Here is a 17,878-nt window from a genome sequence, read left to right as displayed (position 1 = left end):
CCTGATCCCATCAAGGTCGAGATCATGAACGTCGATCTCACCGACCTTGAACCCGTCCCACGCTGGGTCGACACCCTCCTCAAACTTCAGTACGAGGACGGCCAGGTCATAGCCGCGATCGAATCGCAGACCGCCAGGTCCGAGCAGAAGCGGCGCCGCTGGGCTCGCTACCTCGCTCACCTGCACGACACCTATGAGTGCGACGTCCTGCTCATCGTCACCTGCGCCACCGCCGACACCGCGTCCTGGGCCCGCAGCCCTTACGACATCGGTCCGGGTCGCTGGCCCACGATGACACTGCGACCCCTGGTCCTCGGCCCTGACAACATGCCTCCGGTCACCACTGAGGCCGAAGCCGCGCAGGACATCCACTACGCCATCTTGTCCGCGGTTGTACACGCCAAGTCACCCAACGTAGATGTCATACTGGACGCACTGTCCGACGCACTGGGCCACCTCGACAGGAAAGAAGCCGCCGGCCTCGCCGAATTCACCGAATCGGGCCTCGGTGCAGGCCCTGCACGCAACCTCTGGAGGACACTGATGGCCACCAAGACCCACACCTACATCTCGGAGATGCGCGCCAAAGGCCGGGTGGAAGGCTGCGCGGAGTCTGTTCTGGTGGTGCTGGAGGGGCGAGGTCTGACAGTCACTGACGCTGAGCGCGAGCGCATCATCGGTTGTACGGACACCGACCAGCTTCGGCAGTGGCTCCTGCGGGCCGTGACCGCCGCGAGTGTCGACGAACTGCTCGCCTGATTGCGCGAGGGTAAGGCCATGTACGCAGCCTCTGGAGGACGTTCATGGCCGCTGAGGCCCATACCTACATCTCTGACATGCGCGCAAAAGGCCGTGCGGAAGCTTATGCGGAAAGTTACGCGGAAGCCTATGCGGAAAGCTTTGCGGAGGCATATGGCGACGCTGTCCTGCTAGTGCTGAAGAAGCGTGGTCTGACGGTTACCGATGCCGAGCGTCAGCGCGTCGCCGGTTGTGTGGACATCGACCAGCTCGAGAAGTGGCTTGATCTAGCGGTGACCGCTGTGAGAGTCGAAGAAGTGTTCGCCTGACCAGGTCAGGCGGAGGGGTTTCACGCCGCGTCCCGCCGTAGAAGTGGTCCTGCATAGAGGGTCGGTACGGCGGGAGGGCGGCGGGGTGGGGGAGAGGGTTAGAGGAGGCCGCGGCGTTCGAGCAGGGGTTCTATGCGGGGGGTGCGGCCTCGGAAGGATTGGAAGGCGGTCATGGGGTCTACGCTGCCGCCTTTGCTGAGGAGTTTCTGGCGGAAGGTGTCGCCGTTCTCGCGCAGCAGGCCGCCGTTTTCGTTGAACCAGTCGACGGTGTCGGCGTCCAGGACTTCGCTCCAGATGTAGGAGTAGTAGCCGGCACTGTAGCCGCTGGACCAGATGTGTGCGAAGTAGGTGCTTCGGTAGCGCGGGGGGACCAGGGGGAGGTCCACGCCGGCGGTCTGGAGGGCTTGACGTTCGAAGGTCAGAGCGTTGTCGGGTGGGGTTTCGAAGGTGTGCCAGGACCAGTCGAGGAGGGTGGCGGCGAGGTATTCGACGGTTTTGTAGCCCTGGTTGTACTTCTGGGACTCCAGCATGCGGTCGAGGAGGTCCTTCGGCATGGGGTCGCCGGTCTGCCAGTGGCGTGCGTAGTTGGCGAGGATGGACGGCCAGACGGCCCACATCTCGTTGACCTGGGACGGGTACTCCACGAAGTCGCGGGGGACGGCGGTGCCGGAGAAGCGGGGGTAGTGGACCTCCGAGAACAGGCCGTGGAGTGCGTGGCCGAACTCGTGGAACATCGTGTTGACCTCTTCGAAGGTCATCAGGGTCGGCTCGCCGGCGGGGGGTTTGGCGATGTTGAGGTTGTTGACCACCACCGGCCTGGTGCCCTCAAGGGTCGACTGTTTGACCAGGCTGTTCATCCAGGCGCCGCCGCGCTTGGACGGTCGCGCGTAGTAGTCGCCGAGGAACAGGCCGAGTTGTGAGCCGTCCTCGTTGAAGACCTCGAAGACACGGACGTCGGGGTGGTAACCGACGAGGTCGGGTCGCTCGGTGAACGTGATGCCGTACAGCAGGGTGGCGGCGTGGAACACGCCGTCGCGTAGGACGCGGTCCAGCTCGAAGTACGGCCGCATCTGGCGGCCGTCGATGGCGTACCGCTCCTTGAGGACCTTTTCGGCGTAGAACGACCAGTCCCACGGCTCCAGGTCGTGGCCGGCCTGCTCACGCAGCTCCTCGGCCTCGCGGTGCGCGTTGGCGACGGCGGGTGGGGTGAGTTTGCCGAGCATCTCGGTGACGGCCTCGGTGGTCGGCGCGGTCTGGTCGGCCACGACGTACGCCGCGTGGGTCGGGTAGCCGAGGAGCTTGGCGCGCTCGGCGCGCAGCGTGGCGATGCGGACGATCAGCTCTTCGTTGTCCGGCACGCCGCGCTGGATGGAGGCGCGGTGGATGCGCTCACGCAGCGCGCGGTCGGTCAGCTCGGCGAGACCGGGCTGACCGGTCGGCAGGACGAGCGGGATGACGTACTTGCCGGGGAGGCCGCGTGACTTGGCGGTCTCGGCGGCGGCCTTGACGGAGTCCTCGGACAGGCCGTCCAGCTCGGCCACGTCGTCGACGATCACGGCGGAGGCGTTGGTGTGGGCCAGGAGGTTCTGCTCGAAGCGCGTGGACAGCGTGGAGAGCTCCTCGTTGAGGGCCTTGAGCCGTTCCTGGTCCTCGGCGCCGAGCTCGGCGCCGGCGCGCACGAAGTCGGTGACGTACCGCTCCAGCAGCCACGCCTGCTCGGCGTCGAGGCCGTCGGGGGAGATCTGCCTGATGCGCGCGAACAGCGGCCGGTTGAGGTGGATCGCGTCGCCGTGCTGGGTGAGCTTGGGGATGATCTGTTTCTGGATCTCCTGCACCGTGGGGTTGGTGTCGGAGGAGGACTGGTTGAAGAACACGGCCGACACGCGGCTGAGCACCTGGCCCGAGCGCTCCAGGGCCGCCACGGTGTTGTCGAACGTCGGCGCCTCGCTGTCTCCCGCGATGGCCTCGACCTCGGCCAGCTGCTCGGTCATGCCGCGCTCGAAAGCGGGGACGTAGTGCTCCTCCCGGATCTCGGCGAAAGGCGGCAGGCCGTAGGGCAGGGCACTCGGGGCGAAGAACGGGTTCTCGCTCAAGGCGCGGGCTCCTCTCGTGGAACGGGCTCTGACCAAAAGTCAGCCTCGCACATCGGCCCACCACCCCGGCACCCCCTGTGGACGGCCTCGGGATGTGACCGTCGAGCTGGGTGTTCACCAATCGTTTTGGTCCTCACCGCCAAGCTGGGCTATTCTTTCGAAGGCGCAAGCGGGCCGCTCCGCAAGGAGCTCCGTGAAGCCGATGGGGTATGGGGTAATTGGCAGCCCGGCTGATTCTGGTTCAGCTAGTCTAGGTTCGAGTCCTGGTACCCCAGCAGGTTGCCAGCGCGACGCGGATGTCCGGAAACGGACGTCCGCGTTCGTCGTTCCACGCGGGTTTCCAGTCCCCGGGTGGCCCGGCAACCGGTTTGGCCGTGCTCTCACGGGTGCGGTAGAGTAACGCCCGTTGCCGAGGCGTCCGAGAGGACGCCTCAGTCGGTTCGGATGATCGGGCCGGCAGGCATTTCGCGCAGGGGTCCCGTCGTCTAGTGGCCTAGGACGCCGCCCTCTCAAGGCGGTAACGCCGGTTCGAATCCGGTCGGGACTACCACTGCGCACCCGGCTCGCACCGCGAGCCGCACGGCTCCGTCGTCTAGTGGCCTAGGACGCCGCCCTCTCAAGGCGGTAGCGCCGGTTCGAATCCGGTCGGGGCTACACCTGGTGTAGTCGAACCCTCGGACGTCAACGTCCGGGGGTTTCGTGTTTCTCCGCGGGCCCGCCGCACCCCGCCGGGGACGGCCGGAGCCGTCCCCGGAGGAGCTAGTGGCCCGAGTGGCCGGAGTTGCCTGAGCGGACCTTGAACAGGCTGCGCCTGGCCGCCTTGGACACCTGGCGGTCGGGGTGCGAGTCGCCGATCATCTCCAGCAGCTCCTCGACGTGCGGGTGCGGCACCTTCCAGATCACGTCGAGCAGGTTGCTCAGCACCGGCGCGGGGCCGATGTCGTGCAGGCTGCTGACGAACTCCGGTGTGCCGAGACCGGCGGAGATGGCCCACATGTCCAGGATCAGCCAGTGTGTGTCGCTCTGGCTGGGCTCCGGAGCGTCCGGCACGCCGAGTTGGGTGAGGTGGGTCGCCGCGTACGGCCGCAGCGACGGCTCGTCGAGCGCGGCCTTCCAGGCGGGGACGGCGACCGGGCCGAGGGTGCCGACCAGGCTGGCGGCCTGCACGCGGATGAGCGCGTCCGCCTCGTCGTCCGCGGCGGCCTCCAGAAGCTCCTCGGCGGCCGTGGCGGGCTCGCGCAGCTTCATCCAGGCGGCGAACTCGGCGTCGGCCTCCTCCTCGGGGAGGTCGGCGCTGAGGGACAGCAGGTCCAGCGCGCTCATCGCGTCGATTGCGGGACGCGCGTCCACCTCGATGTCGTCGTCGTCGAGCAGGTGGACGACGCCTTCGGTGCCGAGCGGGGTGAGGCGCACGACACCGCCGGACACCTCGGCCATGCCGTACCCCGACAGCCACTCAAGGACGGGCTCCAGCGGGTCGCCGGCCTCCTGCCAGGCCTGCGCGCCGAGGTCGTCGAACTCGGCGGCGGCCTCGGCGAGCTCGTCGCGCAGCTCGTCGACGGACCGCTCGCCGCCGGCGATGAGCAGGCGCACCAGCAGGCCGCGGGTCAGGCCGGACAGCGCCAGGGTGAGGTCGTCGTCGTCCAGCTCGGGGTCGCCGTAGTCGACCGAGTGGAGGCCGAGCATCCAGGCGTCCAGGACGTCCTCGTCGTTGTCGAACGGCCAGGCGGCGGTGTCCTCGTCGACGCTGACCGTGTCACCCTGTTCGCTCTCGTCGTCGGGGGTGAGGAACTCCAGGTCCACCGCGAGGTTCCACAGGTTCCACAGCGCGGGGACCTCGTCGGCGAGCGGTTTGGCGGCGGGCTCGGGGAGCCCCACGACGGTGAGGGCCTCGCGGATCTCGTCGTCGCTGAGCAGGGTCTCGGCGCCGACCGTGCGGGAGGCGCCGACCCAGACGGCGAGGTCGCGGGCCTTGGCGATCAGCGGTACGGCGCGTGCGGCGGCGGCCAGCTCGGAGTCGGGCCGCAGCCTGATGGTGGGAAGGTCGGCGATCTCGTCGGCGAACGGCTCGAAGTCGCCGAGACCCTCGACCTCCTCCTCGTCGAGGTCGTCCTCGTCATCGTCGTCGTCCCACTCGCGCTCGCCGAGGACGTCCTCCATCGCCTCGTCGAAGTCGTCCTCGATCGCGTCGAGCTCGTCGAGCAGATCGCCGAGGGAGTCGGAGCCCTTGGCGAGGCGGCCGGACTCCGACAGGAACGTCAGGTAGGCGCGGACGGCGGCGAGCATGCCGTCCGCCGCGGCCTCGGCGTCCTCGACGACCTGCGGCATGCGCTCGACGAGGATGGGGCGGAGGTCGCCGCGGCGCCACAGGCGCACGTCGTCCCGCAGGGTCAGGCGGTGCCAGAGAGCGACGGGCCCGACCAGATCGGGGTCACTGTCCGGTGCGTTGTCCGGTGCCCACAGAATGAACTCTTGCAGGAGAGGACGCAGCTCGGACGCGGCTGCCTCGATGCGATCTGTCACCCCGCCAGGCTAGTGCTTGGCGGCGGCGCTCTCTAATCAGTTAGCCCTTGTCGTGGGCCCTGATGACCGTCGGATTCAGTTGTTGCGGCGCATCGACTCGGTGATGCGCTCGGCGGCGGCCACGACCGGCGCGGCGTGGATGCGGCCGGGGGTGCGGGTGAGCCGCTCGATCGGGCCCGACACCGACACCGCGGCGATCACCTTGCCGCCGGGCCCGCGGATGGGGGCCGACACGCTCGCCACCCCCTGTTCGCGCTCGCCGACGCTGTGGGCCCAGTTGCGGCGGCGCACGCTGGCGAGGGTGGCGGCGGTGAACTTGGCGCCGCGCAGCCCGCGGTGCAGGCGGTCGGGCTCCTCCCAGGCGAGCAGCACCTGTGCCGCCGACCCCGCGGTCATCGGCAGCGAGGAGCCGACGGGCACGGTGTCGCGCAGGCCGCTCGCGCGCTCGGCGGCGGCCACGCAGACCCGCTCGTCGCCTTGCCTGCGGTACAGCTGCGCGCTCTCGCCGGTGATGTCGCGCAGGTGGGTGAGCACGGGGGAGGCGACGGCGAGCAGGCGGTCCTCGCCGGCCGCTGTGGACAGTTCGGACAGCCGCGGGCCGAGCACGAAACGTCCCTGCGTGTCGCGGGTGACGATGCGGTGGTGTTCCAGCGCCACCGCGAGGCGGTGAGCGGTCGGCCGGGCCAGGCCGGTCGCCTGGACGAGCTGGGCCAGGGACGCGGGACCCGCCTCCAAGGCGTTGAGCACGAGCACGGCCTTGTCCAGCACGCCGACTCCGCTAGAGTTGTCCATACCCCGATACTGCCGTCTCGCTATCCGAGATGCAACTGGCTTGTGAGCGTGGAGCGGGTAGGCTGTCCATATAACGATATGTCCGTCTTAGAGATTGAGACGATCCGGGGCATGAAACGCAAGGAGGCGTTCAGAGCATGGGTCGCACACTGGCCGAGAAAGTATGGGAGCAGCACGTCGTCCGCCGCGCGGAAGGCGAACCCGACCTGCTCTACATCGACCTTCACCTCGTCCACGAGGTGACAAGCCCGCAGGCCTTCGACGGCCTGCGCATGGCCGGACGCCGGGTGCGACGTCCCGACCTCACCATCGCGACCGAGGACCACAACGTCCCGACCGTGCTCGGCCCCATCGCCGACCCGGTGTCCAAGGCGCAGGTCGAGACCCTGCGAAAGAACACCGCCGAGTTCGGCATCAGGCTGCACCCGATGGGTGACGACGGCCAGGGGGTCGTCCACATCATCGGCCCGCAGTTCGGCCTCACCCAGCCCGGCATGACCGTGGTCTGCGGCGACTCCCACACCTCCACGCACGGCGCGTTCGGCGCGCTGGCCTTCGGCATCGGCACCTCCGAGGTGGAGCACGTGCTCGCCACGCAGACGCTGCCGGCGTACCGGCCGAAGACCATGGCCATCGAGGTCACCGGCGAGCTGCCGTTCGGCGTCACCGCCAAGGACCTCATCCTCGCCATCATCGCCAAGATCGGCACCGGCGGCGGCCAGGGCCACGTCGTGGAGTACCGCGGCGAGGCGATCCGCGCGCTGTCCATGGAAGGCCGCATGACGGTCTGCAACATGTCCATCGAGGCCGGGGCCAGGGCCGGCATGATCGCGCCGGACGAGACCACGTTCGCCTACCTCAAGGGACGTCCCCACGCGCCGTCCGGCGCCGCCTGGGACGCCGCGGTGGAGTACTGGCGGTCGCTGCGCACCGACGACGACGCGGTGTTCGACACCGTGGTCGAGATCGACGCCTCCACCTTGTCGCCGTTCGTCACCTGGGGCACCAACCCGGGGCAGGGCCTGCCGCTGAACCAGAACGTGCCGGCGCCTGAGGAGACCGACGACCCGGCCGCCGCGCGCCGGGCCCTCGAGTACATGGGGCTCACCGCCGGCACGCCGCTCACCGGCATCGAGGTGGACACCGTCTTCGTCGGGTCCTGCACCAACGGCCGCCTGGAGGACCTGCGGGCCGCCGCCGACGTCCTGCGTGGCCGCAAGGTCATCACGCGCACGCTGATCGTGCCGGGTTCGATGCGGGTGAAGGCCGAGGCCGAGGCCGAGGGTCTGCACGAGGTGTTCACGGCCGCGGGGGCCGAGTGGCGGGCCGCCGGGTGCTCGATGTGCCTCGGCATGAACCCCGACACGCTGGCGCCGGGGGAGCGCAGCGCGTCCACCTCCAACCGGAACTTCGAGGGTCGCCAGGGCAAGGGGGGCCGCACCCATCTGGTGTCACCCGCGGTGGCCGCCGCCACCGCCGTCACCGGCCGTCTCACCGCGCCTGCCGACCTGTAGATCAGGAGTCTTTCGATGGAAGCCTTCACCACCCACACCGGGACCGCCGTGCCGCTGCGCCGCAGCAACGTCGACACCGACCAGATCATCCCGGCCGTCTGGCTCAAGCAGGTCAGCCGCACCGGCTTCGAGAAGGGCCTGTTCGCCGCGTGGCGCGAGGACCCGTCCTTCGTGCTGAACGACCCCGCGTACGCCGGCGCGTCCGTCCTGGTCGCCGGGCCCGACTTCGGCACCGGCTCCTCGCGTGAGCACGCCGTGTGGGCCCTGCAGCAGTACGGCTTCCGCGTGGTGATCGCCGCGCGGTTCGGCGACATCTTCCGGAACAACTCCACCAAGATGGGCCTGCTGCCTGTGGTGCTGCCGGCCTCGGTCGTCGAGGAGATCCAGGCCGCCGCCGAAGCCGATCCGGCCACCGAGGTGACCGTCGACCTCGGGGAACGGCAGGTGCGCTGGCCCGGCGGCACCGCGTCGTTCGAGATCGACGACTACACCCGCTGGCGGCTCATGGAGGGCCTCGACGACATCGGGCTGACCCTGCGGCACGCGTCCGGCATCGAGACGTACGAGAATGGTCGGCAGTCATGGCTGCCGACGACCGTCTGACCCCCGAGGGTCCGGAGGAAGATCTGGCGCGGCGGTTGCGCGAGGCGCACCGCCGCGTCACCGCCGTACGGCTCCCCCCTGCCGAGAAAGAGCGTTTCGCCCGCCGTTTTGTGGCGATCTGTGAGGTCGCGAAGCGCGATCTGGAGCACGCGAAGGCCCGCCTGGAGACCTTCTTGGCCGATCTGGACGGCCACTCCGACACGCCGCGTAGGTGAAACATTGCGGAATGTGATTGAGTCCTGGCTCTGTGTCCCCTAATTTCAAGCGGGTAAGGGGTTTCTGACCGTTGACTGGTGGTTGCGTGCCGGAACCCCGCGCCAGGCAACACCGGGTGAGACGGGGTCGCGCGCCGACGCCGGCGACGCTCATCCTCATGACAGCGGTAACCAGGGGGAGCAAAGCCAGATGAACAAGCGAGAACTCGTAGACGCGATCACCGATCGGGTCGGCGACAAGAAGACGGCGACCGAGGCGGTGAACGCCATCATCGAGACGATCCAGACGGCCGTTTCGAGCGGGGACAAGGTCTCGATCACGGGCTTCGGCGCGTTCGAGATGGCGCACAAGCCGGCCCGCCAGGCCAGGAACCCGAGCACCGGCGAGCCCATCAAGGTCTCCGAGAGCTGGGGCCCCAAGTTCCGTCCCGGTGCCGACTTCAAGGAGCAGGTCAACGCCGCCGGCAAGAAGGCGTCCAAGAAGAAGTAGTCCCGGCCGCGCGCCCGGATCGCGTTCCGGGCGCGCACCCGTTCAGACGGCCTCCGGCGGGACGTCGTCGCGCGCTCTCCGCCAGGGCCACCGGCCCTCCAGTTCGACCTCCAGTGAGGCGCTGAGGAACGTCCTGATCAGCACGATCATGGCGAGCACGCCGACGCCGGCGAAGGTCGGCGACACGGCCACCGAGCGCACGATGTCCCCGGCCACGAGGAACTCAAGGCCGAGCAGGATCGCTCGGCCGAGGCCCTGGCGGTACCGGCGGTAGGTCGCGGGGAACGGTGCGCCATGCGTCAGGCGGTGGCCGAACATCGCGGTCGCCGTCAGCGCGCCGCCGACGATGACCACCACGCCGGCGGCGTCGATCAGCTCGCCGGCGGTCTCGATGAGACCTTTCAGCTCCACGGCACCTCGCACGTGACCGTCCCGATGACGGGGGTCCACCGCTCGCCGTACCCACTCATGGCGGCGGGTGACCCCGCCAGGCGGGGAAGTTAGACTTGCGGCCGTGCAGGCGACGGTGCGGTTCTTCGACGAGGCGAGCCGGTCCGGCTCGGTGTTCCTCGACGACGGCACCGAGATGCCGTTCGGCACCGAGGCCTTCGACGCGGGGCCGTTGCGGCTGCTGCGGTCGGGTCAGCGGGTCAACATCAGGGTCGAGGACGGCGCGATCACCGTGATCACGCTGTCGACCTTCCCTCTCCCCGGCTAGCGAGGCCCGTCGTCGCGCGGGATGTAGCTGGCCAGGCCCCGCAGCAGGATGTCCAGCCCCAGCAGGAACCGGTCGTCGTTGTTCCTGTGGAACATCTGGCCGGAGAGGGCCACGAGGGTGGGGAAGCGGTCGGGTGGCAGTGAGGCGAAGTAGGTCCTGAGCGTGTGGCTCATCTCGCTCCAGTCGGCCGCGTCGGCCTCACGCTGCCGCTCCTGCCACATGCTCTCCTCGTAGGAGAACCCGTCGACGTAGGTCGCCATGATGTCGCCGGCGGTGGCCGCGATCTCGTCGGGGAGGCCGGCGGCGCGGAAGATGGCGAAGAGCTTCTCGGTGGTGGCGAGCAGGTCGGGGGTGAACGGCATCTGCGCCACGGAGATGCGGGCCATGTCGCGGTGGCCGAGCAGGCGGCGCCGCCACTCGACGGCGTATTCCTTGATCTGCTCCTGCCACCGCGCGGGGTCGGGCTCGGGTGGCTCGTGGTCGATGAACAGGCGCTCGTACATCATCTGGAGCAGATCGTCCTTGCTCGTCACGTGCGCGTACAGCGCGGAGACGGCGACGCCGAGCTCGGTCGCGACCTGCCGCATGCTCAGGCCGTCGTAACCCTCGCGGTCCAGCACGACGTACGCGGCGTCCACGATGCGGTCACGGGTGAGGGGGACGCGGGCCGGTGCGGGCCGCTTGCGCGCGCGGCCCCATGGCGGCGGTGGAGGGGACTGGTCCTGACGGCCGGGCTCGGCGTCAGGGGAGTGCGGATCGTCCTGATGTGGACGGCTCATCTCTCACCGCCCCTCGGCGTCCCTGGTGATGGCGTACCCGGAGTCTAGTGCGGCCTGCCGTAGGGCCTGTCCATCCGGGAACTCTGGTGGCAATTTCGCGATATATCTTGTCAGTTCGCATCGACGCGACATATCTTGAGAACATCGCACTTTGCGACGAACACCGTTCTAGTATAGAACATCGCTCGTATCTGATGAACACTGTTCTGTCCCGCCTGGCAGACGCCGGACCGAGGAGCCCCCCATGACGACGACCGACACCTCGACCACGTCAGCACCCCCTGGTCCCGCGCCGTACCGGTGGCGCTGGGCCGCGCTGTTCGTCATCCTCGCCGCCGAGGTGATGGACATGCTCGACGCGCTGGTCACCAACATCGCAGGCCCCACCATCCGCGCGGAGCTCGGCGGCAGCGCGGCCGTCATCCAGTGGCTCGGCGCCGCGTACACGCTGGCCATGGCGGTCGGCCTCATCACCGGCGGCCGGCTCGGTGACATCTACGGCCGCAAGCGTATGTTCCTGATCGGCGCGGCCGGCTTCACCGTGGGCTCGCTGCTGTGCGCCGTGGCGCAGAACCCCGAGCTCCTGGTCGGCGCGCGAGTGGTGCAGGGCCTGTTCGGCGCGGTCATGCTCCCGCAGGGCCTCGGCATGATCAAGGAGATGTTCCCGCCGAAGGAGATGCAGGCCGCGTTCGGCCTGTTCGGCCCGGTCATGGGCCTGTCGTCGGTCGGTGGTCCCGTGCTCGCCGGATGGCTGATCGAGGCCGACTTCTTCGGCACCGGCTGGCGCATGATCTTCCTGATCAACCTGCCGCTCGGCGCCGCCGCGGTGCTCGCCGGCCTGCGCTTCCTGCCGGAGTCGCGCTCCCCGCATCCGCTCAAGCTGGACTTCCCCGGCATGCTGCTGGCGTCCCTGGCCGGCCTGCTCATCGTCTTCCCGCTGGTGCAGGGCCGCGAGCACGACTGGCCACTGTGGTCGTTCCTCATGATCGCGGGGTCGGTCGTGGCGTTCGTCCTGTTCGGCTGGTTCGAGGCGCGCAAGAGCCGCGCCGGCGGCGACCCCCTGGTGGTGCCGAGCCTGTTCCGCAAGCGCGCCTTCACCGGCGGCCTGGTCACCGGCATCGTCTTCTTCTCCGGCATGATCGGCTTCTCGCTGGTGTTCAACCTGTACACCCAGATCGGCCTCGGCTACAGCACGCTCACCGCGGGCCTCGCCATGGCGCCGTGGTCGGTCGGCATGGTCGTCGGCTTCGGTCTGGCCCAGCCGCTGCAGAAGTTCGGCCGCAAGGTCCTGCACAGCGGCACGCTCGTCATGACGCTCGGCGTGCTCGCCATCCTGGTCACCATCAACCTCGCCGGCATCGGCGTCTCGGCCTGGCAGCTCGCGCCGTCGCTGCTGTTCACCGGTATCGGGATGGGCCTGCTGATGGCGCCGTTCTTCGCCATCGTGCTCGCCGGGGTGGAGCAGCACGAGACCGGTTCGGCGTCCGGCACGCTGACCGCCGTGCAGCAGCTCGGCAGCGCCTTCGGGGTCGCGCTGCTCGGCACGGTGTTCTTCGGCCTGCTCGGCGGCAACGTCGCGACCGCCGCGGACGACGTCGCGCCGAAGCTGCGTGCCGACCTCGCCGCCGTGCAGGTCACCGGCGCACGGCAGGACGCCATCGTGACGGCGCTGCGCGACTGCGGCCGTGACCGCGCCGTCGCCAAGGACCCCCAGCAGGTTCCCGCCTCCTGCGTGCGGCTTGAGCAGGCCGCACGTGCGGCGGCCACCTCGCCGCAGTCCGGCGCCGCGATCCAGAAGGCCGTCATGACGGCCGGCGCCGACGCCGGCAAGGAAGGCTTCGGCATCGCGATGAAGACCATCCTGTGGGTGGTGGCCGGCATGCTGCTGCTGACGTTCGCGGTCGCGTTCCTGCTGCCGAAGCAGCCCCTGCCGGAGGACCAGATGCCGCACTGAACGGCCGGACCGAGCGACCGGCCGGCGGTCACGGGGGTCCGCCGGCCGGAGCGGCGCCGATCTTGGGTGCCGTTCGCAGGAACCGGACCAGGTTCCGGTCCAAGTGCCGTTCGCCGGAGCCGCCGGCCTGAGGTTCCGGTCCAGGCGCCGGTCTCAGCGGGGGGCCCACCGTCCGGTGGGCCCCCTCATCGTCGCTGCCACCTCCGCCGTACGGGGCCCGACGCCGAGCGCGAGTGCCTCCAGCAGGTCGGCCGGGGTGTCCACGTCGCGCCGCAGCGACGCGATGCCGTCCACGGCGATCTCCTTGGCCCCCGATCCGAGGTGCCGCGCACGCGACTCGCCGCCGAAACGCGGCAGGAACGGCACGCCGGGCCGCACACCGTAGAACGTGGTCCCCACCTCGGCCGCGTCCGGCACGAACGCCTGGTCGAACTCGGCCGCCGTCGCCAGCGCCACCGACAGCTCCGCCGGCCGCAGCGCCGGCAGGTCCGCCTGGAGCGCACCCACGTGACCCTCAGGCGCCAGCCGTACGGCCGCCGCGCCACCGGCGCGCAACGCGGCGTTCAGCCCCGCCTCCGGGTCCGGCACGACGAGCGCTCCGAGCGCCGACAGCGCGGCGGCGGGCACGGGGTCGGCCGTCACCACCACCACCCGCGCGACGTCGGCGCAGCGAAGAGCCGCGGCGACCGTGTCGCACGCCACGGCCACGGCGAGCGCGGCCCTGTGCGGCCCCGCGGCATCGGCGAGCCGCGTCTTGGCCGCGATGAGCGTCTTCACCGGTACCACGAGGGTCCAGCCGTTCCCCGTCCGGGCACCGGGGACGTCACCATGGGTCTCACCACGCATAGCCTTTAGCATCGCGCCTCGACAGCATGCCGAGCCAACCGGGAGACTGAGGGCGCGCGATGCATGACTGGAGGAGTCAATGAGCCGCCCCGGACGTCCGCCCATCCCGTTGGAAGCCTTTGTCGTGGTGATCGTCAAAGCGTTTCTCTACCTGTTCAGCAAGCGGGACTGGCGGGGCCACGCACACCTGCCACGCACCGGCGGTGTGATCATCGCGGCCAACCACCTGTCGTGGAGCGACCCTCTGTTGCTGGCGCACTTCACCTACGACAACGGCCGCTGGCCGGTCTACCTCGCCAAGGCGGGTCTGTTCGACATCCCCGTCATCGGCTGGATCATCCGCAAGTGCCGGCAGATCCCGGTGTTCCGCGGCAGCACCGACGCCGCGCGCTCGCTGAAGTTCGCCGAGGACGCGCTGCGCGACGGCTCGTGCGTGATCTTCTACCCCGAGGGCACCATCAGCCGCGACCCCGACCTGTGGCCCATGGCCGGCAAGACCGGTGTGGCGCGGCTGGCGCTCGCCACAGGCGTCCCGGTGATCCCGGTGGCCCACTGGGGTGCGCAGGAGCTGCTGCCGTACGGCCGCAAGACGCCGCGGCTGCTGCCGCGCAAGACCTTCCACGCCGTCGCCGGGCCACCGGTCGACCTGTCCAAGTACGAGGGCCTGCCGCTGCGCGGCAAGGTGCTCAAGGAGGCCACCGCCGACATCATGGCGGCCATCACGGCGCAGCTCGCCGAGCTGCGCGGCGAGAAGGCGCCGGACACCCCGTTCGAGCCGGAGGGCCGCGCGGGCTAGGGCTTGCGGGGGTGAACGAGATGCGATCGGCCCGGCCGACGGAGCGTACGGTGAGCACATGACCAAGGCCGTCGTTTTCGGAACAGGTTCGTGGGGCACCACTTTCGCGATGATCCTGGCGGAGGCGGGGACCGAGACCACCCTGTGGGGACGGCGCGCCGAGGTGGTCGAGGCCATCGACAAGCGGCACGAGAACCCCGAGTACCTCCCCGGCATCACCCTGCCGTCCTCGCTGCGCGCCACCACCGACCCCGAGCCGGCCATGAAGGACGCCGATTTCGTGGTCCTCGCGGTGCCGTCCCAGACGCTGCGCGGCAACCTCGCGGCGTGGGCTCCGCACCTCCCCAGTGACGCCGTGCTGGTCAGCCTGATGAAAGGCGTCGAGCTGCGCACGTGCCGCCGCATGAGCGAGGTGATCCGCGAGGTCGCGGGTGTGCCGGCCGAGCGGGTCGCCGTGGTGTCGGGGCCGAACCTCGTCGGCGAGCTGGTGCGCCGCGAGCCGGCCGCCACGGTCGTCGCCGGTGTGGACGAGACGGTCACCATGCGCCTGCAGGAGGCCTGCCACCTGCCGTGGTTCCGCGCCTACACCAACCCCGACGTCGTCGGGGTGGAGCTCGGCGGCGCGGTGAAGAACGTCATCGCGCTGGCCGTCGGCGTGGCCGCCGGCATGGGCCTCGGCGACAACGTGCGCGCGATGCTCATGACGCGGGGCCTCGCCGAGATCTCACGGCTCGGCGCGGCGCTCGGCGCCGACCCCCACACGTTCGCCGGGCTGGCCGGCATGGGGGACCTGGTGGCCACCTGCACCTCACCGTTGTCGCGGAACCGCACCTTCGGTGAGAATCTCGGCAGAGGCATGACCATGGCCGAGACCATCGCCGCGACCAAGCAGACCGCGGAGGGGGTCAAGTCCTGTGAGTCTGTCCTCGACCTGGCCAGGAAGCACGACGTCGAGATGCCGATCACCGAGGTGGTCGTCGGCGTCGTCCACGACGGAATGACCCCGAGCGAGGCGGCCATGTTGCTGATGTCGCGCACCCCCAAGCCAGAACGGTACGGAGTGTGACCCCCTCACGGCGCGCACGCAGGAGGTTCGGCGAGAACACCCGCGCGGTGCACCTGCCGCCGGCCCCCGTGCCGCGTCAGGAACCCATGGGGCTGCCGGTGTGGCGCAGCTCGGCGTGGAGCTTCGGCAGTTCCGCCGAGTACGGCGACGTGCTCGGCGACCGCGCACCCGGGTTCGCCTACAGCCGCGTCGACAACCCCACCGTGGCGGCGTTCGCGTCCGGCATCGCGTCCCTGGAAGGCGCCGCCGCGCCTGAGGACGTCGCGGGGCAGGCGTTCTCGTCCGGCATGTCGGCGGTGAGCACGGTGCTGCTGACGTTCCTGCGCGCCGGCACGCACGTGGTGGCGCCTGCGCCGGTGTACGGCGGCACCTACTCGGTGCTGTCCAACGTGCTCGGCCGGTTCGGGGTGTCGGCGGACTTCGTCGACTACTCCGACCTGCGGCGCGTCCACGAGTCCGTACGCTCCTCCACGAAGATCATTTTTGCGGAGACGCTGAGCAACCCCACCATGGCGGTCGCCGACATCCGGGGGCTGTACCGCATCGCGCGGAACGCCGGCGCGCTGCTCGTGGTCGACTCGACGTTCGCCACCCCCGTCGTGTGCCGGCCGCTCGAACACGGCGCCGACCTCGTCGTCCACTCGGCCACCAAGTACATCGGCGGCCACGACGACTGCACAGGCGGGGCCGTCGTCGGCCGTCCCGACCTGATCGCCAAGATCCGCGAGACCCGCATCGACACCGGCGCCACCCTGTCGCCGGACGAGGCGTTCCTGCTGCGCCGGGGTCTTGAGACCCTGCCGCTGCGCGTGCGCCGCATGTGCGCCACCGCCATGGTGTTCGCCGCCGCCGTCGCCAAGCACCCCGCGGTGCGCCGCGTCGACTACCCCGGCCTGTCCGGTCACCCCGGCCACCAGCTCGCGCGCCAGCTCTTCGACGCGGGCCCCGAAGGCACGCGGTTCGGCGCCTGCGTCACCGTCACCCCGCACGGCGGCTACGAGGCCGGGGTCATGCTCGCCGACACCGTGCGGCTGTCCCGCGTCGCCACGTCCTTCGGCGGCACCCACACCAAGGTCGCGCACGTCGCGTCCACCACGCACCGCCAGCTCGACGAGGCCGCGCTCACCACGTCCGGGGTGGACGCCGGAGCCGTGCGGTTCTCCGTGGGCCTGGAGGACGCCGAGGACCTCATCGCGGACGTCACCGACGCCTTGGACGCGCTGCGCTCGGGGGCCGGCCGGGGCTGACCGGGCCTCACCCGACAACCTGGGACGATGCTCGCGCACGGTAGATTCGGGCATCATGAACGAGCAGCATGACTCCCGGCGGCGTGTTCGGGTCGCGGTGGTGTTCGGCGGACGCAACTCCGAGCACGCGGTCTCTCTCATGGGTGCGGGCAGCGTGCTCGCGGCCCTCGACCGGTCCAGGTACGACGTGATCCCCGTCGGGATCGCCGCCGACGGCCGGTGGGTGCTGGCACCGGAGGACCAGACCTTCCAGATCGAGGACGGCGAACTGCCGGCGGTCGCGGACACCGGCGCGGAGCTCGCACTGCCGTCCGGCACCGGCAGGCTCGTCGCGCTGGACCCCGGCCGCATCCCCGCCTCCCTCGGCGAGGTGGACGTGGTGTTCCCCATGCTGCACGGGCCGTTCGGCGAGGACGGCACCATCCAGGGTTTGCTGGAGATGGCCGGGGTCCGCTACGTCGGCTCAGGAGTGCTCGCCAGCGCCGTCGGCATGGACAAGGCGTACATGAAGGCGATGCTCGCCGCGGCGGGGCTGCCGGTCGGGCCGTACGTCGTGGTGCGTGACCGCGAGTGGCGGCTGGACCGCGACCGGGTGCTCAAGGACATCGAAGGGCTCGGCTGGCCGGTGTTCGTCAAGCCGTCCCGCGCCGGCTCCAGCCAGGGGATCTCCCGCGCGGGGGACGTCGCCGAGCTGGTGACGGCCGTGGAGGCGGCCAGGGAGCACGACCCCAAGGTGCTGGTCGAGGCGGCCATCGAGGGCCGTGAGATCGAGTGCGCCGTGCTGGAGTCCTTCGGGGACGAGCCGCCGGCCGCCAGCATGCCGGGTGAGGTGCTGGTCACCGACGACCACGAGTTCTTTGACTTCTCCGCGAAATACATCGGGTCGGACATGTCGCTCCAGGTGCCGGCCGACATCCCCGTCGCGGCCGGTGAGGAGCTGCGGCAGATGGCGGTGCGCGCCTACGAGGCGCTCGGCTGCGAGGGCCTGTCCCGGGTCGACTTCTTCTACACCCCGTCAGGCAGCCTCATCGTCAACGAGATCAACACCATGCCGGGGTTCACCGCGATGTCGGTGGCGCCGCAGCTGTGGGCCGCCTCGGGCCTGCCGTACGCCGAGCTGGTGGACCACCTCATCAGGCTCGCGCTGGAACGGCCGCTCGGCCTGCGCTGACCTG

The 17,878-nt window shown here is 70.0% G+C and carries 18 protein-coding genes and 3 tRNA genes; 15 read left to right on the top strand and 6 right to left on the bottom strand.

Going from position 1 to position 17,878, the window contains the following annotated elements:
* Window positions 1–24 precede the first annotated feature (24 nt).
* Together BJ992_RS26695 and BJ992_RS26690 are read left to right on the top strand one after the other, a co-directional pair.
* A complete protein-coding gene (locus tag BJ992_RS26695) occupies window positions 25–759 on the top strand; it encodes a hypothetical protein (protein WP_184985599.1) in 735 nt (244 codons plus the stop codon).
* Between the two features lie 44 nt (window positions 760–803).
* Window positions 804–1,067 (top strand): hypothetical protein, encoded by a 264-nt coding sequence (locus tag BJ992_RS26690; protein ID WP_184985597.1) that lies wholly within the window; start codon window positions 804–806, stop codon window positions 1,065–1,067.
* Between the two features lie 98 nt (window positions 1,068–1,165).
* Here the strand turns inward: BJ992_RS26690 and BJ992_RS26685 are convergent, their stop codons facing one another.
* A complete protein-coding gene (locus BJ992_RS26685; RefSeq protein ID WP_184985595.1) occupies window positions 1,166–3,160 on the bottom strand; it encodes a M3 family metallopeptidase in 1,995 nt (664 codons plus the stop codon).
* Window positions 3,161–3,363: 203 nt separating this feature from the next.
* Between BJ992_RS26685 and BJ992_RS26680 the strand changes: the two genes are divergently transcribed.
* The 3 genes from BJ992_RS26680 (at window position 3,364) to BJ992_RS26670 (ending at window position 3,814) form a co-directional block, all read left to right on the top strand.
* Window positions 3,364–3,435 (top strand) — tRNA-Gln (locus BJ992_RS26680).
* 199 nt (window positions 3,436–3,634) lie between these two features.
* A tRNA-Glu gene (locus BJ992_RS26675) sits at window positions 3,635–3,710 on the top strand.
* Between the two features lie 31 nt (window positions 3,711–3,741).
* Window positions 3,742–3,814, top strand: a tRNA-Glu gene (locus tag BJ992_RS26670).
* A gap of 105 nt (window positions 3,815–3,919) precedes the next feature.
* On the opposite strand, the gene BJ992_RS26665 is transcribed toward BJ992_RS26670, so the two are convergent.
* Both BJ992_RS26665 and BJ992_RS26660 read right to left on the bottom strand, forming a co-directional pair.
* Window positions 3,920–5,683: a hypothetical protein gene (locus tag BJ992_RS26665; RefSeq protein WP_184985593.1), complete on the bottom strand. Its 1,764-nt coding sequence runs from the start codon at window positions 5,681–5,683 to the stop codon at window positions 3,920–3,922.
* Window positions 5,684–5,758: 75 nt separating this feature from the next.
* Window positions 5,759–6,475 carry an IclR family transcriptional regulator gene (locus BJ992_RS26660; RefSeq protein WP_184985591.1) on the bottom strand — a complete coding sequence of 239 codons (717 nt, stop codon included), beginning with the start codon at window positions 6,473–6,475 and terminating at the stop codon, window positions 5,759–5,761.
* Window positions 6,476–6,612: 137 nt separating this feature from the next.
* Between BJ992_RS26660 and leuC the strand changes: the two genes are divergently transcribed.
* The 4 genes from leuC (at window position 6,613) to BJ992_RS26640 (ending at window position 9,297) form a co-directional block, all read left to right on the top strand.
* The gene (leuC, locus tag BJ992_RS26655; protein ID WP_184985589.1) at window positions 6,613–7,989 is read left to right on the top strand and encodes a 3-isopropylmalate dehydratase large subunit; all 1,377 of its coding nucleotides are present in this window, start codon (window positions 6,613–6,615) and stop codon (window positions 7,987–7,989) included.
* A 15-nt stretch (window positions 7,990–8,004) separates the two neighbouring features.
* A complete protein-coding gene (gene leuD, locus BJ992_RS26650) occupies window positions 8,005–8,592 on the top strand; it encodes a 3-isopropylmalate dehydratase small subunit (RefSeq protein WP_184985587.1) in 588 nt (195 codons plus the stop codon).
* Window positions 8,571–8,807: an SCO5555 family protein gene (locus BJ992_RS26645; RefSeq protein ID WP_184985585.1), complete on the top strand. Its 237-nt coding sequence runs from the start codon at window positions 8,571–8,573 to the stop codon at window positions 8,805–8,807. The genes leuD and BJ992_RS26645 overlap by 22 nt, the downstream gene beginning before the upstream one ends.
* A gap of 190 nt (window positions 8,808–8,997) precedes the next feature.
* A complete protein-coding gene (locus tag BJ992_RS26640) occupies window positions 8,998–9,297 on the top strand; it encodes an HU family DNA-binding protein (RefSeq protein ID WP_184985583.1) in 300 nt (99 codons plus the stop codon).
* Window positions 9,298–9,339: 42 nt separating this feature from the next.
* On the opposite strand, the gene BJ992_RS26635 is transcribed toward BJ992_RS26640, so the two are convergent.
* A complete protein-coding gene (locus BJ992_RS26635) occupies window positions 9,340–9,708 on the bottom strand; it encodes a DUF1622 domain-containing protein (protein ID WP_184985581.1) in 369 nt (122 codons plus the stop codon).
* A gap of 103 nt (window positions 9,709–9,811) precedes the next feature.
* Between BJ992_RS26635 and BJ992_RS26630 the strand changes: the two genes are divergently transcribed.
* On the top strand, window positions 9,812–10,015 hold the full coding sequence (locus BJ992_RS26630; RefSeq protein WP_184985579.1) for a hypothetical protein: 204 nt from the start codon (window positions 9,812–9,814) through the stop codon (window positions 10,013–10,015).
* Here the strand turns inward: BJ992_RS26630 and BJ992_RS26625 are convergent.
* Entirely contained in the window at window positions 10,012–10,794 is a 783-nt protein-coding gene (locus BJ992_RS26625; RefSeq protein ID WP_184985577.1) for a TetR/AcrR family transcriptional regulator, read from the bottom strand. The two genes, BJ992_RS26630 and BJ992_RS26625, sit on opposite strands and share 4 nt — an antisense overlap.
* 244 nt (window positions 10,795–11,038) lie before the next feature.
* On the opposite strand from BJ992_RS26625, the gene BJ992_RS26620 reads away from it, so the two are divergent.
* Window positions 11,039–12,748 (top strand): MFS transporter, encoded by a 1,710-nt coding sequence (locus BJ992_RS26620; protein ID WP_184985575.1) that lies wholly within the window; start codon window positions 11,039–11,041, stop codon window positions 12,746–12,748.
* Between the two features lie 153 nt (window positions 12,749–12,901).
* Here BJ992_RS26620 and cofC read toward each other — a convergent pair whose 3' ends face one another.
* Window positions 12,902–13,594 carry a 2-phospho-L-lactate guanylyltransferase gene (cofC, locus tag BJ992_RS26615; RefSeq protein WP_184985573.1) on the bottom strand — a complete coding sequence of 231 codons (693 nt, stop codon included), beginning with the start codon at window positions 13,592–13,594 and terminating at the stop codon, window positions 12,902–12,904.
* A 127-nt stretch (window positions 13,595–13,721) separates the two neighbouring features.
* Here cofC and BJ992_RS26610 point away from each other — a divergent pair, with 127 nt between their 5' ends.
* Genes BJ992_RS26610 through BJ992_RS26595 form a run of 4 tightly spaced genes read left to right on the top strand, consistent with a single transcriptional unit; the run spans window position 13,722 to window position 17,874 of the window.
* Entirely contained in the window at window positions 13,722–14,390 is a 669-nt protein-coding gene (locus BJ992_RS26610) for a lysophospholipid acyltransferase family protein (protein ID WP_343072862.1), read from the top strand.
* A 58-nt stretch (window positions 14,391–14,448) separates the two neighbouring features.
* On the top strand, window positions 14,449–15,456 hold the full coding sequence (locus BJ992_RS26605; protein ID WP_184985569.1) for an NAD(P)H-dependent glycerol-3-phosphate dehydrogenase: 1,008 nt from the start codon (window positions 14,449–14,451) through the stop codon (window positions 15,454–15,456).
* Entirely contained in the window at window positions 15,453–16,703 is a 1,251-nt protein-coding gene (locus tag BJ992_RS26600; RefSeq protein ID WP_184985567.1) for an aminotransferase class I/II-fold pyridoxal phosphate-dependent enzyme, read from the top strand. Before BJ992_RS26605 ends, BJ992_RS26600 begins: the two co-directional genes overlap by 4 nt.
* Before the next feature lie 55 nt (window positions 16,704–16,758).
* Window positions 16,759–17,874 carry a D-alanine--D-alanine ligase family protein gene (locus tag BJ992_RS26595; protein WP_184985565.1) on the top strand — a complete coding sequence of 372 codons (1,116 nt, stop codon included), beginning with the start codon at window positions 16,759–16,761 and terminating at the stop codon, window positions 17,872–17,874.
* Window positions 17,875–17,878 lie beyond the last annotated feature (4 nt).

The sequence above is a fragment of the Sphaerisporangium rubeum genome (genome assembly GCF_014207705.1).
Taxonomy (GTDB): domain Bacteria; phylum Actinomycetota; class Actinomycetes; order Streptosporangiales; family Streptosporangiaceae; genus Sphaerisporangium; species Sphaerisporangium rubeum.
Note: the sequence above shows the minus strand (reverse complement) of the source record. Positions and strands in the feature narration are given on the sequence as shown.

What these genes read in the sequence shown, in the direction of transcription:
- BJ992_RS26695 (WP_184985599.1), top strand. Translation starts at nt 25, where the DNA reads ATGAACGTCGATCTCACCGACCTTGAACCCGTCCCACGCTGGGTCGAC.
- BJ992_RS26660 (WP_184985591.1), bottom strand. Translation starts at nt 6,475, where the DNA reads ATGGACAACTCTAGCGGAGTCGGCGTGCTGGACAAGGCCGTGCTCGTG.
- BJ992_RS26625 (WP_184985577.1), bottom strand. Translation starts at nt 10,794, where the DNA reads ATGAGCCGTCCACATCAGGACGATCCGCACTCCCCTGACGCCGAGCCC.
- BJ992_RS26690 (WP_184985597.1), top strand. Translation starts at nt 804, where the DNA reads ATGGCCGCTGAGGCCCATACCTACATCTCTGACATGCGCGCAAAAGGC.
- BJ992_RS26645 (WP_184985585.1), top strand. Translation starts at nt 8,571, where the DNA reads ATGGCTGCCGACGACCGTCTGACCCCCGAGGGTCCGGAGGAAGATCTG.
- leuC (WP_184985589.1), top strand. Translation starts at nt 6,613, where the DNA reads ATGGGTCGCACACTGGCCGAGAAAGTATGGGAGCAGCACGTCGTCCGC.
- BJ992_RS26640 (WP_184985583.1), top strand. Translation starts at nt 8,998, where the DNA reads ATGAACAAGCGAGAACTCGTAGACGCGATCACCGATCGGGTCGGCGAC.
- cofC (WP_184985573.1), bottom strand. Translation starts at nt 13,594, where the DNA reads ATGCGTGGTGAGACCCATGGTGACGTCCCCGGTGCCCGGACGGGGAAC.
- leuD (WP_184985587.1), top strand. Translation starts at nt 8,005, where the DNA reads ATGGAAGCCTTCACCACCCACACCGGGACCGCCGTGCCGCTGCGCCGC.
- BJ992_RS26605 (WP_184985569.1), top strand. Translation starts at nt 14,449, where the DNA reads ATGACCAAGGCCGTCGTTTTCGGAACAGGTTCGTGGGGCACCACTTTC.
- BJ992_RS26595 (WP_184985565.1), top strand. Translation starts at nt 16,759, where the DNA reads ATGAACGAGCAGCATGACTCCCGGCGGCGTGTTCGGGTCGCGGTGGTG.
- BJ992_RS26620 (WP_184985575.1), top strand. Translation starts at nt 11,039, where the DNA reads ATGACGACGACCGACACCTCGACCACGTCAGCACCCCCTGGTCCCGCG.